Raw genomic sequence first — 14,075 nt, forward strand, 5'->3', positions numbered from 1 at the left:
ATTTCGTAAGTTTGCTTTTCTTAAATTTTCTAGATGAAAGAGCAAGTAATTTTAGTTGATCAGCAAGACAATCCAATAGGATTAATGGAAAAAATGGAAGCACATGAAAAAGCATTGTTACATAGGGCTTTTTCGGTATTTGTTTTTAATGATAAAAATGAATTGATGCTACAACAACGCGCCGCTAAAAAATATCATTCTCCTTTGTTATGGACCAACACTTGCTGTTCACATCAAAGAGATGGAGAGTCTAACCTTGAAGCTGGAAAGCGTAGATTGCAAGAAGAAATGGGTTTTTCGTGTGAGCTAGAAGAAGTGTTTTCTTTTATTTATAAAGCACCGTTTGACAATGGTTTGACCGAACATGAATATGATCATGTAATGATTGGTAGATTTAACGACGAACCTATTGTAAACCCTGAAGAAGCAGCATCTTATAAATGGATGCCTTTAGTAGAGGTAAAAAATGATATAGAAAATCGCCCTGAAGAGTATACAGCTTGGTTTAAAATAATTTTTAAAGAATCTTACGATAAAATATCTAAGTACATTTAATATGCCTAAAGTAACAGTTCATAGAAAAGCACATTTTAATGCCGCCCATAGATTATTTAATTCGAAATGGTCTGATGAGAAAAATTATGAGGTTTTTGGTAAGTGTAGCAATCCTAATTATCATGGTCATAATTATGAGTTAATAGTTTCGTTAACCGGTGAAATAGATCAAGAAACAGGGTATGTATATGATTTAGGTAAATTGAAAGATTTAATTAGGTTAAAAGTAGAAGATGTTTTAGATCATAAAAACTTAAACATTGAAGTAGAGGAGTTTAAAAGCGTTAATCCAACGGTAGAAAATATATCAGTGGTAATTTATAACAAGTTACGTGTAAGTATTCCAAAAAAATTAGACTTAGAAGTTACATTATACGAAACTCCAAGAAACTACGTAACTTATAGAGGTGAATAATTTATGATAAATCAATTACTGCGATTTACTCCAATTTTAAAACAAAAAATATGGGGAGGAAAAAAACTAAATCAACTACTTCATAAGAGTTCTGATGGATCCAATATTGGTGAAAGTTGGGAAATTTCTGATGTTGATGGAGATGAATCTATCGTAAGTAGTGGTAATTTTGCAGGAAGAACATTAAGAAGTCTTTTAAAAGAATATAAGCACGATTTAGTAGGTGATTACGTGTATAATACTTTTGGTAAACAGTTTCCGTTGTTAATAAAGTTTATAGATGCTAAAGAGGTACTTAGTATTCAAGTACATCCTGATGATGATTTAGCAGGGCTTCAAAAATCTTTTGGAAAAACCGAAATGTGGTATGTTGTACAAGCCGATGAAGAAGCTAGTATTATTATTGGTTTTAAAGAAGACTCAAATAAGGAAGAATATATAAAACACCTTAAAAGCAAGTCTCTATTAGATATATTAAATATTGATGAAGTAAAAAAAGGAGATGTATATTTTGTTCCACCAGGAAGGGTGCATGCTATTGGAGCGGGCTTATTGATAGCAGAAATTCAACAAACATCAGATCTTACTTACCGCATATATGATTGGGACCGTAAAGATATTGATGGAAATTACAGAGAGTTGCATACAGAAAAAGCATTGAAAGCAATTAGTTTTTCAGCAGAAAACTCCTATAAAACAACTTACTTGAAACAAGAGAATGTAGCGAATCAAGTAGTTACATGCCCCTATTTTACAACAAATATACTTCCTGTAAAAGGAAAGAAAGCAATTGATTTGTCTAAAAAAGATAGTTTTATAATTTATATGTGTGTAGAAGGAGAAGTAATGTTTTTTCACAAAAATCAACAAGAAATTGTAAGAAAAGGAGAAACCATCTTAGTACCAGCATGTATTGATAAAGTGGAAATTTTATCAGAAAATTCTTCAGAGTTATTAGAGACGTATATAAAATAAGCTTAAGAAAAATAAATCTTAAGCTTATTACAAAACAAACTAACTTAACAATTGCTCAATTGATTTTAAAAATCAATTTTTTGGAATAATTAAGATGCTTTTTTAATTGTATAGCCAAAAGTAGCTGTACATATAATATTTTGTTTCTTTTCTTCTTTTTTAGATACCGTTATATCGAAAATAATCTCAGTATCACTCAATTTTTTAATGTTGTTTTTGATAACAAGCTTATCATTAAGGTATGCGTTGCCTAACAGATCAAACTCGATGCTGTTAAAACTAAAATTTGAAGAGTCTGGATAAAAACCTAAAGAAGTATTCGCGCTAGATTCAATTTTATCGTATAAAACTGAAGTTTTTAACACTTTATTTTTGCTAACCTGTTTTTTGTTAACTATAAATTGATTTGGCTGACTGTTTAATGTGATATTTAATGTTTTCATGATAATTTTAAGGATTAAGTATTAGTAATTCAGGGTCTCTGTAAAATGGATTTTGTACTGAGTACATTACAGTTGAGGCTACATGTTTTCTAATTGAGTTTCGATACTTAAAAGTGTTCATAATGTTTAAAATTTAAAATATTAGTAAATAAAAAGGTGCTTTTCTAGAAAAGCACCTTTGGTTAAATTTATATTAAAATTGATTATTTAAAATCGATGTTTAAATCTGTTTTTTAGGGTGCTTTTAGGTACGTATACATACTGTTTTTGCATGCGGGCTGTACACATAATCGAGTTGATTGTGTTAAAAATAAATGTGTATGTGCCTAAAAGCGCCTTCATAATGATTCAAAAGTAGCAAAAGTTTTTAATAATTAAACAAAATCAAAAAGTATTTAATGTTAAAACTTTGTCAATGTGAGTTTTATCAGTTTTTATAGTGGTAGTTTAAATATGTATCTTTGATACGTAAATACGTATTATTATTTATGAAGATAATAGCAATGATTCCTGCACGTTATAGTGCATCGCGTTTTCCAGGAAAATTAATGAAAGATTTAGGAGGAAAACCTGTAATTGTAAGAACTTATGAGGCTGCGGTAAAAGCTAATTTGTTTGATGAAGTATATGTAGTAACAGATTCTGAAGTAATTTATAACTCCATAGAAAAAGTAGGAGGTAAGGTGTTGATGAGTCAAAGGGAACACGAATGCGGTTCTGATAGAATTGCTGAAGCGGTTGAAAACTTAGATGTAGATATCGTGGTAAACGTACAAGGAGATGAACCTTTTATCGATAAAGTTTCGTTATCAAAATTAATTAGTGCTTTTAAATCTGATACTCAAAAGAAAATTGATTTAGCATCGCTAAAAGTAAAAATGACAAATGAAGAAGATATTCAAAACCCTAATAACGTAAAGGTAATTACTGATACAAATGATTTTGCAATTTACTTTTCAAGAAGTGTAATTCCGTATCATCGAGATAAAGAAATAGCTGTAAACTACTACAAACATAAAGGAGTTTATGCCTTTAGAAAAGAAGCATTAATCGATTTTTACCATACACCTATGACTCCAATAGAAGCTGCTGAAAAAATTGAATGTATTCGGTACTTAGAAGTAGGAAAAAAAATAAAAATGATAGAAACTTCAGTAGAAAGTATTGGTATTGATACTCCTGAAGACTTAGAAAAAGCTTTAAAACAACTAGAAAATGAATGATGTTAAAATAATATCCTTTGATGCTGATGATACACTATGGGTAAACGAAACTTATTTTCGCGATGCTGAAGATGATTTTGCTCGATTGTTGTCCGATTACGAAACAGAGAATAAAATCCATCAAGAGTTATTTAAAAAGGAAATTGAGAACCTTAAAATTTATGGCTATGGAGTAAAAGGTTTTATGCTGTCAATGGTTGAATGTGCTCTTGAAATTTCTAATTATAAAATCAGCCCTAAAAAAATGGAAGCAATTCTTGAAATAGGAAAAGAGATGTTAGAAAAACCAATAGAATTATTAGATGGAGTAGAAGAGGTGTTGCAAGAACTACACGGAAAATATAAGTTAATTGTAGCAACAAAAGGAGATTTGTTAGATCAAGAACGTAAGTTGGCTAAATCAGGAATTTTAAAATATTTTCATCATACAGAAGTGATGAGTGAAAAAAAAATAAAAGATTATAAAAAACTTGTTAAAAGGTTAGATATTAATCCTTCAGAATTTTTAATGATAGGAAATTCATTGAAGTCAGATGTTTTACCTTTAATAGAAATAGGAGCTACAGCAATTCATGTTCCGTTTCATACAACATGGGCGCATGAAGAAGTAAAAGAAGAACAAAAATCAGATACTTATAAAACAGTACCTACCATTAAAGATGTGTTAAAATTTTTATAGAGGATAGCAATTTAGAGTTCTAATAGATTATTCTATTTTTAAGGTAGTTGTAGATTAAAAATATATTAGAAAAAGAGAATAATAAAAGTTATAATTTTTCCTATTTAGACTTTGGCAAGCTTAAACAAGAAAATGATTCATTACGTATGTCTATAATTGTAAATTATGTTATAGTAGCTAGATATGATCTAAGGCACTTTTTTGAAAAAAAATAACAGGAATTGGATTAAATCGATTAGTTTTGCATTAAAATTTATAATTATGTCAAGCGTAAAAAATTTAAAAAAAGATATTAACTATACATTAGGAGACATTATCAGTATTTGTAATATAGCTAAAGAATTAAATCCTGAAGCAGACAAAGCTAAAGCAGATGCTATCGTAGATGAAGTTATTGTAACTTTTGATGATTTAATAGCAAAAGTAAATTCAAAAAATGTAGAAAATAAAAAAGCTCATTTCAAAGCTGTAAATACTGAGTTAGAAACGAAAGCAAATGCTTTAATAGAGAAAGTAAATAGTTTATAAAAACATAAACTTATAGTATTAAAAAGTGAAACTTTAACTAGTTTCACTTTTTTTTTGAAAAAAAATAACATTTATTTTGAGATTTTTTTTTGTAACTTACGTACTGTATTTAATAACAGATAACCCCAATAAATATGGCAAGAGCTATGTACGAGTACACAAAAACTGTACTTCAAAAGGTTAGTTTTAACACTGATTTGTTTTGTAAAGAGCTAGAAAAAGCTTTAAGTAGGTTGTTACCTTATGAAATCGATGAACTAACTATTTGGCTTAAACAATTTACGGCTAATAAACCAGATTTATATGTTTGTTTAGCCTTAGTGAGTAAGTAGAAAAAAGGAAGCTATTTAAATAGCTTCCTTTTTTTTAATGTCTTTTTTCTCTCTTTCCTTTTAGTTTCCGTATAAGTTTTCTATGAAACTCATGTTCAGTAACTTCCAAGGTTAGAATTTTTTTATTTGATAAAAAAGAAGAAAGTTTGTCATAAAAACTAGCTTTAGTTACATAACGTTCTTTAGAAATAGACTTAATTTTAGCAATAATCTCTTTCGATTCTTTATCGGTTAAGTTATCAATACCACCACGGCTATGTATTTTCTTTTTTATATTGTAGCGTTCCGCTTTTTGAAGCTCAATCATTTTTTTATCATACATATTATATAATGGCCAAAATTTTTCGGCTTCATTTTCTGTTAGGTTTAACTTTTCTGAAAGAAAAGCTACTTTAAAAGCTTTAATTTTTTCGTAGTTTCCTTTTCTAGTCTGTGACTGAACAGAAAAAAAAGATGTAAAAGCGACAAATAATATAAATAAATGTTTCTTCATCATTGTTGTATTTCGTTTATAAGTGTTGGTGTGTCAACAGAGCTTAAGTAATCTTCTAATGTTTCATCACTTATAGAAGCTAATATATCTTCTTCTAATTCTAAAGTATTTAGTGTTGCTGCAAACTCAGTATTGTCAATCTTACCATATCCATTTTCATACCAAGATTCTATATCAGTAATCGTAATGTCTTCAAAAGTAATTTTTTGAGAACTAAAATAATTAATACCAATAAAAACTAAAACAGAAGCTACTGCGACTGTAGGTATATACTGTAAAACTCTTTTACGTAATGAAATTACTTTTGTTTTTGTAACTTCTTGCTCTATTGCCAATTTTGATTGAATTTGACCTTCTATTGTATCAAAATAACCATCAGGAGTATTGAATATTTTCTTTTTAGGGAAGTTTTCTATAAATATAGATGTGTTAATGGTTTCTTCAATCTCTTCAAAATAGTTTTGAGGAGTTGAAAAACCACTATTCTTACCAACTTGCTGGTTTATATAATCTATAGTATGTTTTAATTTTTTATCCATTGCTTTAATAAGACTATTTTTTTTGTAAAAGGTTTAATTATAGTTCTTTATAAAACGTTCAATTTTTTTGGCGGCGATATGATACGAGGCTTTTAAAGCACCAATAGAGGTATCGAGAATCTCAGAAATTTCTTCATATTTCATTTCATCAAAGTATTTCATGTTAAATACTAATTGTTGTTTTTGGGGTAACGTAGCAATTGCTTTTTGTAAAATAAGCTGAATATCATCACCAGAAAACCAGTAATCACTATCTAGAGTAGAAGTGAGCTGTAGTTGATAATCAGAAATATGAATATTTTTTTCTTTCGCTTTTTTGTTGATAAAAGTTATAGCTTCGTTAGTAGCTATTCTATACATCCAAGAATACAGCTTGCTGTCTCTTTTAAAATGATTAATATTTTTAAAAACTTTTACAAAAGTATTTTGTAAAACATCATTGGCGTCTTCATGAGAAATTACTATTTTTCGTATATGCCAATACAATCGCTCTTTATATTGAGACACAAGGCTTCTGAAAGCAATCTCTTTGGTAGTAGATTGCTGTAATTGATCTATAAGTGTAATTTCGTCAATCAACTAAAACTATTTAGCTGTTAGACTTTAAAGATAATAAAAGGTTTAAAAAATAAATAAAAAAGATTATTTAATTCTTTTAGTACAACCAAATAAGCGTTTTTCTTTAATGGTTTCAGAGACTCCTTTAGGAAGCATTTCTTCCCATCCTTCTTTTCCGTCTTTAATCATTTTTAAAACTTTCCTTGAGAAAATATGTAAAATATCTGGATTGAAGCCTTCTATATCAATTAGCCTACCATTGTTTTTAAAGAACTTATAAAGCTCTTTCATTCTAGGGTGTACTTTAAGGTTTTCGCTTGTAATGTAATCTTCATTTTCTTCATCTTTATATGGGTACATATACACTTTTAAATCTCTATAAAAGAGTTTACCAAAAGCCTCTAAAATTCCGCCACTTAAATCACGATAGTATTTTTCATCAAAAATTTGAATTAAGTTATAAACTCCCATAGCAAGTCCCATACGTTCTTTAGTATACTCACTAAAGTATTCAACCAATCTAAAATACTCTTGATAGTTAGTAATCATAACATTTTGTCCAAGAGAGCATAATAGTTCTGCTCTATCTAAGAAATCACGCTCATTAATTTCTCCTTCAGCACGAAGGTTACTCAAGGTAATTTCAAAAATAATTTTTGCATTCTTTGGGTCTACTTTATTTTCTTCAAAGAATAGCTGTTTAGAGCGTTCAAACATATCCATGTTTACCTTGGTAACAGGCCTGTAGCTACCACGAAGCGCTAATATGTTTTTTTTGTAAAGTACTTGTGCTGGTAATAGGTTATTACCATCAGGACCAAACATTACAGCATTAGTCATTCCGTTTTTAACAAGTTGTAAACTCATCAAACGATTATCAACATACATAAAACGAGGTCCAGAGAAGTTAATCATATCAATCTCTAAACGGTCTTTATCAATATTATCGTAAAAAGATTTTAATAAATCTTTCGGATTGTCATTTAAGTAATAAGCTCCATAAATTAAGTTTACACCTAAAATACCTAAGGTTTCTTGTTGCTGACGCGCATCAGTTTCTTTAAAACGAAGATGTAAAACAATTTCATTATAGTCTTCTAATGGGTCTAATTGAAAACGAATACCAACCCAACCATGACCTTTAAATTTTTTGGTAAAATTAATAGTAGCTACAGTATTTGCGTAACTAAAAAAAAGCTTGTCTGGGTGTTTTTGACGGTCGAGTCGCTCCTCAATTAGTTCCATTTCATGCTTCAGCATTTTTTTTAATCGAGGCTCAGTAACATAACGATTGTCTTTTTCAATTCCATAAATGGCATCAGAGAAATCTTTGTCATAAGCACTCATAGCTTTTGCTATGGTACCAGACGCTCCACCAGCTCTAAAAAAATTACGAACAGTTTCTTGACCAGCTCCAATCTCTGCAAAAGTTCCATATATATGAGCGTTTAAATTAATTTTTAACGCTTTCATTTTAATAGTTGGTACAGTGCTTATTTTTTGATCTCCTTTTAACGTAATTGCCATTTTGTTGTTTTTAGTTACGTATTACAAATGTACTGAAATTAGGAACTACCAGACAATTTTTGTTGTATTTTTGTAGTGAAAATGAAGAAAAAAAATCAAGTAAAAATAACTTTTTTAGGAACAGGAACCTCTACTGGAGTTCCAATGATAACAAGTAAGCACCCTGTAGCTTTATCTAAGAACCCAAAAGACAAACGGTTACGGTCTTCAGTATTGGTTTCTTGGAAAAATATTAATTATGTTATCGATTGTGGGCCAGATTTTCGTCAGCAAATGATGCGTGAAGAAGTAGCTTCAATTAACGGGATTTTATTTACGCATGAGCATGCTGATCATATTGCAGGGTTGGATGAAATTCGTCCATACTGCTTTCAAATAGGTTCAGTACCTATTTATTTAACAGAAAGAGTGCTGAATGTTTTACAGAAAAGATACGATTATATTTTTGCAACAGAAAATAGATATCCAAGTGCGCCTAGGGTAGCTCCAATGATTATTTCTCATAAAGAAAGTTTTATGTTAGGTGAGGTAGAGGTAACCCCAATTGAAGTAATGCACGGTAATTTGCCAATTCTCGGGTATCGCTTTGCTAATGTAGCATACATAACAGATATTAAAACGATTTCAGATAAAGAAAAAAATAAACTAAAAAATTTGGATGTTTTAATTGTAACAGGTTTACGGAAAGAGCCACATAATACACACTTTAATTTAGACGAAGCATTAAAATTTATTGAAGAAATCAATCCCAAAAAAGCTTATTTAACACATATTAGTGAGCTTTTAGGGTTACATGATGAAGTAGAAAGGGAATTGCCTGAAAATGTGTTTTTAGCATATGATGGGTTGCAAGTTTAGTATTATAAATACCAATACTACAATCAATATTAATTACTTAAAGTAGTTGATGATTTTAGAATAGCTCCTTATTTTTACTTTAAATATTTACAAAATGAAAATTATTATATCACCAGCAAAATCGTTAGACTTTGAAAACAAAGCTGCTACCGATGTATATACACAACCTAGGTTTTTAGAGCAATCTGAAAAGTTGAATAAGAAGTTAAAAACGTTATCAAGAAAAAAATTGAGTGAGTTAATGAAGATTTCTGATGACTTAGCAAGTTTAAATTATGATAGAAATCAAGATTGGCAACCTCCTTTTTCTTTAGATAATGCAAAACAAGCTGTATTCGCATTTACAGGTGAAGTGTACAGAGGTATTGATGCTAATTCTATAGCAGAAGACAAAATCCCAGTTTTACAAGAGAAGTTAAGAATTTTATCTGGGTTGTATGGTTTGTTAAAACCTTTAGATTTAATTCAGCCTTATCGTTTAGAAATGGGAACTAAGTTAAAAGTAGGAAGAACAGAAAATTTGTATAAGTTTTGGAATACCTCATTGGCTGAGTCACTAAATGAAGAGTTAGAAAATGGTGAGTTGTTAATCAATTTAGCAAGTACAGAGTATTTTAAAGCGCTTCCCAAAAAATCATTAAAAGTACCTATGATAACTCCTGTTTTTAAGGATTTTAAAAACGGAAAATATAAAATTATTATGACCTTTGCTAAAAAAGCTAGAGGATTAATGGTGCGTTACATCATAGATAATAATGTAGAAACTTTAGAAGAGTTAAAAGGTTTTAATGTTGATGGGTATGGTTTTTCTGAAGAAATGTCTACCGAAACAGATTTAGTATTTACGAGGTAAATGAAACGAAAAAAAGTTGCTGTTCTTTTTCTTTTAAGTTGTTTATTAATTGTTATTGCTATTTACATATCAAATAAAATAATAATTAAAAATGCAGAAGAAAAACTATTTAACACTACAGAAACAATTCCTAAAAACAAAGTAGGATTGTTATTAGGTACGGTAAAGTATTTATCTGATGGTAGGGTGAATTTGTACTATCAATTTAGATTGAATGCTGCTGTGGAGTTATATAAAGCAAAGAAGATTGATTTTATTTTAGTTAGTGGTGATAATGGTTCTGAAGGATATGATGAACCAACCGATTTTAAAAATGATTTGATTAAAGCAGGAATTCCTGAGGATAAAATTTTTTTAGATTATGCTGGTTTTAGAACTTTAGATTCGGTAGTAAGAGTTAAAGAAGTTTTTGGTCAAACCTCAGTAACTATAATATCTCAACAATTTCATAACGAAAGAGCATTGTATTTGGCAAACCATTTTGATATTGGAGCAATAGGGTATAATGCTAGAGGTGTTTATGGAAAAAAAGCTATAAAAGTTCAAGTAAAAGAATATTTAGCAAGGGTAAAAGTATTTGTTGATATTCTCTTAAATGTTAATCCTAGGTTTATAGGAGAACCTATTGAAATAAAATAACCCTTAACAATCAGCTAAACGAACAGTAACAGCTAAACCACCTTCTGATGTCTCTTTATAGTTTCGGTTCATATCTTTAGCAGTTTCCCACATAGTATCAATCACTTTATCTAACGGAACTTTAGATTCTTTAGGGTTGGTTTCTAAAGCCAATTCAGCAGCGTTAATAGCTTTAATGGCTCCCATGGCATTACGTTCAATGCATGGTATTTGTACCAATCCACCTATGGGGTCACAAGTAAGTCCTAAGTGATGTTCCATAGCAATTTCAGCAGCTACTAAACATTGTGATGGAGTTCCTCCTAATAATTCGGTTAGCGCAGCTGCAGCCATAGCAGATGATACTCCAATTTCAGCTTGACAGCCACCCATAGCCGCAGAAATTGTAGCATTTTTCTTAAAAATACTTCCTATTTCTCCGGCAACTAGTAAGAATTTTTTAATATGCTCAAAAGTAGCGTCGTGGTTTTCTATTACTAAGTAATACATTATTACTGCGGGAATAACTCCAGCACTTCCATTAGTAGGAGCTGTAACAATTCTACCCAAAGCAGCATTTACTTCATTAACAGATAAGGCTAAGCAGCTTACCCATTTTAAAATTTCACGGAACTTAACTTCTGTACTTCTAATAGCGGTAATCCATTCCTGTTGATTAGTGTATTCAGCATCTTTTATTAATTTTTGATGTGTTTCAAAAGCACGTCGCTTTACATTTAATCCACCAGGTAAAACCCCCTGTGTATGACAGCCAATATACATACATTCTAACATGGTATTCCATATGCGGTGTAGCTCTTTATCAATTTCTTCAGCAGAATTAATTACAAGCTCGTTTTGGTATACAATATCAGAAATATTCAAACCTTCTTTTTCACAATAAATTTCTAGTTCAGTTGCTCTATTTATAGGGAAAGGAAAGTTTTGTTTATTAATTTCTATATCTTCAGCAAGGTTGTCATCTTCTTGTACAATAAAACCTCCACCAATAGAGTAATAGGTTTCTGTAGAAATCTCTACACCATTAGCATAGCCTCTAAAAGTCATTCCATTTGCATGAAAAGGTAAAAACTCTTTATTAAACTTTATAGAACCATTAACAAAAGAAATGTTACTTTCATTGTTAAAAAACAAGAGTTCTTTAGTTTGAATATCATTGATAATTACATCAATAGTTTCTATAGGTATGTACTCGGGGTCAGCACCACTCAAACCCAGTAAAACAGCTAAATCTGTTGCATGACCTTTACCGGTTAATGAAAGGGAACCATATAAGTCAACTTTAACTTCTTCAATTAAAAGAAATTCATTGGTTTCTTTTAACTTTTGTACCCATTGTTGTGCAGCTCTCCATGGTCCCAGGGTATGTGAGCTAGAAGGTCCCACCCCAATTTTAAGCATATCAAAAACGCTAATAAATTGCGACATAAATGTAAGTTGTTTGTTGGTGCTAAAATAAAAAAATCCTGTATTTAAAACTTAAATACAGGATTTATATTTTTGTTTAAAAAGCTATTACATTCCGTAAACAGATTCTTTGTCGAATTTCTTAACTAACATGTAGTATACTACTGCACGATACTTATTTCTTTCAGATTTACCAATTCTATCCATTACTTCTCCTATAGCCTTATCTAATTCAGGACCATCAGCTAAACCTAATTTTTTCATTAAGAAATTTTTCTTAACTGTTTCTAATTCCTTAGGGTCACTACCTGACACAGTTTCAGCATCATTTTTGTAGATAGAAGGTCCTAAACCTTTAGTTACAGCAGTTAATAGTTCAGTGTTAGAACGAATGTCTCTATCGTCCATAAACTTTTTATAAAGTGCTACTTTTTCGTCAAATTTACTCATGATTTTCTATTTTAAATTAGATATTGATTTTTTGTTCTTTCAAATATAGAAAAATTATTAAATTAACTCTTTCAAAAATAACGTAATATTAATAAGCGTATAATAATGAATGAGTATTGTTAATTAAATTGTTGAAAAGAATTAGGGGGGGTGGTAAATAGGTACTGTTCTTGTAGTAATTTTATATAAATTCAATTCTGTAGCTTATGTCTTTATCAAAATTTGAATCTATGTTAAAAACCAATGAAGTATATTTTTTTGATGCTGTAGAGTTTGAAACAATAATAGAGCATTATTTAAATATAGGTAAACAGTCGTTGGCAAAAAAAGCAGTACAGTTAGGTTTAGAACAGCATCCATCTTCAATTCAGTTAAAATTAATGAAAGTAGAAATTTTAATTTTTGAAGATGAGTTACACGAAGCAATTAAAATGTTGTCTGCTATTGAAGCTGTTGAACCTCATAATGATGAGGTTTTTATACAAAAAGCGATAATTCTATCTAAAAAGAAGCAGCACACCGAAGCAATTGCAATTTTAAAAGAATCTTTAGAATTTATAGAAGATTCATCCGATGTTTGGTCTATGATAGGTATGGAATATCTTTATTTAGATGATTTTGAAAATGCATGTTTAAACTTTGCTAAATGTATTGAAGTAGATTATGAAGATTACTCCTCTTTATACAATATTGTTTATTGTTTTGAAATGGAGGGTAGTTATGAAGAAGCAATCAAATTTTTAAATACATATCTAGATAAAAATCCATACAGTGAAGTTGCGTGGCATCAATTAGGGAAACAATACTTAGAATTAGGAATGTTTAAGGAAGCATTAACAGCTTTTGATTATGCAGTATTAATTGATGATAGTTTTATTGGCGGATATTTAGAAAAAGCAAAAGCCTTAGAAGAATTAAAATGCTACGAAGAAGCTATAGAGAATTATTTAGTAACACTAGAGTTAGATGATCCCACAGCGTATGCTTATATAAGGATAGGAGAGTGTTATGAGAAATTAGAAAACACACAAACGGCTATCCATTTTTATAAAAAAGCAGTGTATGAAGACCCTCTTTTAGATAGAGGTTGGATTTTATTAACAAATGCTTGTTATAATCAAGAAAACTATCAAAAAGCGTTGTATTATATTAATAAAGCAATTCAAATAGATGAATCAAACGTTTTATATTGGAGACGTTATGGAGATATTAATTTAAAACTTAATTTTTACGAAGAATCAGTCAAAGCTCTTAATACTTGTTTGACACTAGGAGATAGAGAAATTGAAATATATGTAGCGCTAGCAGATATTTTATTGTTCTTAGGAGAGTTTAATGAAGCTCTTAAAATTTTAATTAGAGCAAGGAAAGTTTATAAGGAATTTGCAGAAATAGAGTATAGACTTTGCGGATTGTTTATGATTTTAGGTAAAGAAGAGTATAGTATAGCACATTTAAAAAAAGCTTTAGCAATCGATTTTGAGTACCACACGATTGTGAAAGAACTCTACCCTTCTGTTTTTGAAAATAAAAAAATACAACAAGTAATTTCTAGCTACTATAAAGCTATATAATAATACTATTGTGTTTTATTAAAAGGT

General features: G+C 29.7%; 18 protein-coding genes. 11 read left to right on the top strand and 7 right to left on the bottom strand.

Annotated elements, in window-relative coordinates; genetic code table 11:
- Window positions 1–33: 33 nt before the first annotated feature.
- Genes idi through ACKTSW_RS07125 form a run of 3 tightly spaced genes read left to right on the top strand, consistent with a single transcriptional unit; the run spans window position 34 to window position 1,945 of the window.
- A complete protein-coding gene (gene idi / locus ACKTSW_RS07115) occupies window positions 34–555 on the top strand; it encodes an isopentenyl-diphosphate Delta-isomerase (protein ID WP_408024585.1) in 522 nt (173 codons plus the stop codon).
- Between the two features lies 1 nt (window position 556).
- Window positions 557–970, top strand: a complete 414-nt coding sequence (locus ACKTSW_RS07120) for a 6-pyruvoyl trahydropterin synthase family protein (protein WP_408024586.1) — start codon at window positions 557–559, stop codon at window positions 968–970.
- A 3-nt stretch (window positions 971–973) separates the two neighbouring features.
- The gene (locus tag ACKTSW_RS07125) at window positions 974–1,945 is read left to right on the top strand and encodes a type I phosphomannose isomerase catalytic subunit (protein ID WP_408024587.1); all 972 of its coding nucleotides are present in this window, start codon (window positions 974–976) and stop codon (window positions 1,943–1,945) included.
- Between the two features lie 89 nt (window positions 1,946–2,034).
- Here ACKTSW_RS07125 and ACKTSW_RS07130 read toward each other — a convergent pair whose 3' ends face one another.
- The gene (locus ACKTSW_RS07130; RefSeq protein WP_408024588.1) at window positions 2,035–2,388 is read right to left on the bottom strand and encodes a hypothetical protein; all 354 of its coding nucleotides are present in this window, start codon (window positions 2,386–2,388) and stop codon (window positions 2,035–2,037) included.
- Window positions 2,389–2,876: 488 nt separating this feature from the next.
- On the opposite strand from ACKTSW_RS07130, the gene kdsB reads away from it, so the two are divergent.
- The 4 genes from kdsB to ACKTSW_RS07150 all read left to right on the top strand — a co-directional run bounded on the left by kdsB (window position 2,877) and on the right by ACKTSW_RS07150 (window position 5,150).
- Window positions 2,877–3,611 (top strand): 3-deoxy-manno-octulosonate cytidylyltransferase, encoded by a 735-nt coding sequence (kdsB, locus tag ACKTSW_RS07135; protein ID WP_408024589.1) that lies wholly within the window; start codon window positions 2,877–2,879, stop codon window positions 3,609–3,611.
- Entirely contained in the window at window positions 3,604–4,290 is a 687-nt protein-coding gene (locus tag ACKTSW_RS07140) for an HAD family hydrolase (protein ID WP_408024590.1), read from the top strand. The genes kdsB and ACKTSW_RS07140 overlap by 8 nt, the downstream gene beginning before the upstream one ends.
- Before the next feature lie 261 nt (window positions 4,291–4,551).
- Window positions 4,552–4,818 (top strand): hypothetical protein, encoded by a 267-nt coding sequence (locus tag ACKTSW_RS07145; protein WP_408024591.1) that lies wholly within the window; start codon window positions 4,552–4,554, stop codon window positions 4,816–4,818.
- A 134-nt stretch (window positions 4,819–4,952) separates the two neighbouring features.
- On the top strand, window positions 4,953–5,150 hold the full coding sequence (locus ACKTSW_RS07150) for a hypothetical protein (protein WP_408024592.1): 198 nt from the start codon (window positions 4,953–4,955) through the stop codon (window positions 5,148–5,150).
- A gap of 34 nt (window positions 5,151–5,184) precedes the next feature.
- Here ACKTSW_RS07150 and ACKTSW_RS07155 read toward each other — a convergent pair whose 3' ends face one another.
- From ACKTSW_RS07155 to ACKTSW_RS07170, 4 genes are all read right to left on the bottom strand, one after another.
- On the bottom strand, window positions 5,185–5,643 hold the full coding sequence (locus ACKTSW_RS07155) for a hypothetical protein (protein WP_408024593.1): 459 nt from the start codon (window positions 5,641–5,643) through the stop codon (window positions 5,185–5,187).
- On the bottom strand, window positions 5,643–6,182 hold the full coding sequence (locus ACKTSW_RS07160) for a hypothetical protein (protein ID WP_408024594.1): 540 nt from the start codon (window positions 6,180–6,182) through the stop codon (window positions 5,643–5,645). Before ACKTSW_RS07160 ends, ACKTSW_RS07155 begins: the two co-directional genes overlap by 1 nt.
- A 33-nt stretch (window positions 6,183–6,215) precedes the next feature.
- Entirely contained in the window at window positions 6,216–6,761 is a 546-nt protein-coding gene (locus tag ACKTSW_RS07165) for an RNA polymerase sigma factor (protein ID WP_408024595.1), read from the bottom strand.
- A gap of 63 nt (window positions 6,762–6,824) precedes the next feature.
- Entirely contained in the window at window positions 6,825–8,267 is a 1,443-nt protein-coding gene (locus tag ACKTSW_RS07170) for a TonB-dependent receptor (protein WP_408024596.1), read from the bottom strand.
- Window positions 8,268–8,348: 81 nt separating this feature from the next.
- On the opposite strand from ACKTSW_RS07170, the gene ACKTSW_RS07175 reads away from it, so the two are divergent.
- The 3 genes from ACKTSW_RS07175 to ACKTSW_RS07185 all read left to right on the top strand — a co-directional run bounded on the left by ACKTSW_RS07175 (window position 8,349) and on the right by ACKTSW_RS07185 (window position 10,617).
- Window positions 8,349–9,125, top strand: coding sequence for an MBL fold metallo-hydrolase (locus tag ACKTSW_RS07175; protein WP_408024597.1), 777 nt, complete (start codon window positions 8,349–8,351; stop codon window positions 9,123–9,125).
- A 94-nt stretch (window positions 9,126–9,219) separates the two neighbouring features.
- Window positions 9,220–9,978 carry a peroxide stress protein YaaA gene (gene yaaA / locus ACKTSW_RS07180; protein WP_408024598.1) on the top strand — a complete coding sequence of 253 codons (759 nt, stop codon included), beginning with the start codon at window positions 9,220–9,222 and terminating at the stop codon, window positions 9,976–9,978.
- Entirely contained in the window at window positions 9,979–10,617 is a 639-nt protein-coding gene (locus tag ACKTSW_RS07185; protein WP_408024599.1) for a SanA/YdcF family protein, read from the top strand.
- A 3-nt stretch (window positions 10,618–10,620) separates the two neighbouring features.
- On the opposite strand, the gene ACKTSW_RS07190 is transcribed toward ACKTSW_RS07185, so the two are convergent.
- Together ACKTSW_RS07190 and ACKTSW_RS07195 are read right to left on the bottom strand one after the other, a co-directional pair.
- Window positions 10,621–12,045 carry an L-serine ammonia-lyase gene (locus ACKTSW_RS07190; RefSeq protein ID WP_408024600.1) on the bottom strand — a complete coding sequence of 475 codons (1,425 nt, stop codon included), beginning with the start codon at window positions 12,043–12,045 and terminating at the stop codon, window positions 10,621–10,623.
- A gap of 87 nt (window positions 12,046–12,132) precedes the next feature.
- A complete protein-coding gene (locus tag ACKTSW_RS07195) occupies window positions 12,133–12,474 on the bottom strand; it encodes a DUF2853 family protein (RefSeq protein ID WP_408024601.1) in 342 nt (113 codons plus the stop codon).
- A gap of 206 nt (window positions 12,475–12,680) precedes the next feature.
- Here ACKTSW_RS07195 and ACKTSW_RS07200 point away from each other — a divergent pair, with 206 nt between their 5' ends.
- Complete coding sequence (locus ACKTSW_RS07200) at window positions 12,681–14,048, top strand: tetratricopeptide repeat protein (protein WP_408024602.1); 1,368 nt, start codon at window positions 12,681–12,683, stop codon at window positions 14,046–14,048.
- The last annotated feature ends 27 nt before the right edge of the window (window positions 14,049–14,075 follow it).

It is taken from the genome of Tenacibaculum sediminilitoris, from assembly GCF_964513795.1.
GTDB classification, from domain to species: domain Bacteria; phylum Bacteroidota; class Bacteroidia; order Flavobacteriales; family Flavobacteriaceae; genus Polaribacter; species Polaribacter sediminilitoris.

Bases quoted from the DNA above. Each gene is read 5' to 3' on its own strand.
- idi (WP_408024585.1), top strand. From the start codon at position 34: ATGAAAGAGCAAGTAATTTTAGTTGATCAGCAAGACAATCCAATAGGA.
- ACKTSW_RS07120 (WP_408024586.1), top strand. From the start codon at position 557: ATGCCTAAAGTAACAGTTCATAGAAAAGCACATTTTAATGCCGCCCAT.
- ACKTSW_RS07125 (WP_408024587.1), top strand. From the start codon at position 974: ATGATAAATCAATTACTGCGATTTACTCCAATTTTAAAACAAAAAATA.
- ACKTSW_RS07130 (WP_408024588.1), bottom strand. From the start codon at position 2,388: ATGAAAACATTAAATATCACATTAAACAGTCAGCCAAATCAATTTATA.
- kdsB (WP_408024589.1), top strand. From the start codon at position 2,877: ATGAAGATAATAGCAATGATTCCTGCACGTTATAGTGCATCGCGTTTT.
- ACKTSW_RS07140 (WP_408024590.1), top strand. From the start codon at position 3,604: ATGAATGATGTTAAAATAATATCCTTTGATGCTGATGATACACTATGG.
- ACKTSW_RS07145 (WP_408024591.1), top strand. From the start codon at position 4,552: ATGTCAAGCGTAAAAAATTTAAAAAAAGATATTAACTATACATTAGGA.
- ACKTSW_RS07150 (WP_408024592.1), top strand. From the start codon at position 4,953: ATGGCAAGAGCTATGTACGAGTACACAAAAACTGTACTTCAAAAGGTT.
- ACKTSW_RS07155 (WP_408024593.1), bottom strand. From the start codon at position 5,643: ATGAAGAAACATTTATTTATATTATTTGTCGCTTTTACATCTTTTTTT.
- ACKTSW_RS07160 (WP_408024594.1), bottom strand. From the start codon at position 6,182: ATGGATAAAAAATTAAAACATACTATAGATTATATAAACCAGCAAGTT.
- ACKTSW_RS07170 (WP_408024596.1), bottom strand. From the start codon at position 8,267: ATGGCAATTACGTTAAAAGGAGATCAAAAAATAAGCACTGTACCAACT.
- ACKTSW_RS07175 (WP_408024597.1), top strand. From the start codon at position 8,349: ATGAAGAAAAAAAATCAAGTAAAAATAACTTTTTTAGGAACAGGAACC.
- yaaA (WP_408024598.1), top strand. From the start codon at position 9,220: ATGAAAATTATTATATCACCAGCAAAATCGTTAGACTTTGAAAACAAA.
- ACKTSW_RS07185 (WP_408024599.1), top strand. From the start codon at position 9,979: ATGAAACGAAAAAAAGTTGCTGTTCTTTTTCTTTTAAGTTGTTTATTA.
- ACKTSW_RS07190 (WP_408024600.1), bottom strand. From the start codon at position 12,045: ATGTCGCAATTTATTAGCGTTTTTGATATGCTTAAAATTGGGGTGGGA.
- ACKTSW_RS07195 (WP_408024601.1), bottom strand. From the start codon at position 12,474: ATGAGTAAATTTGACGAAAAAGTAGCACTTTATAAAAAGTTTATGGAC.
- ACKTSW_RS07200 (WP_408024602.1), top strand. From the start codon at position 12,681: ATGTCTTTATCAAAATTTGAATCTATGTTAAAAACCAATGAAGTATAT.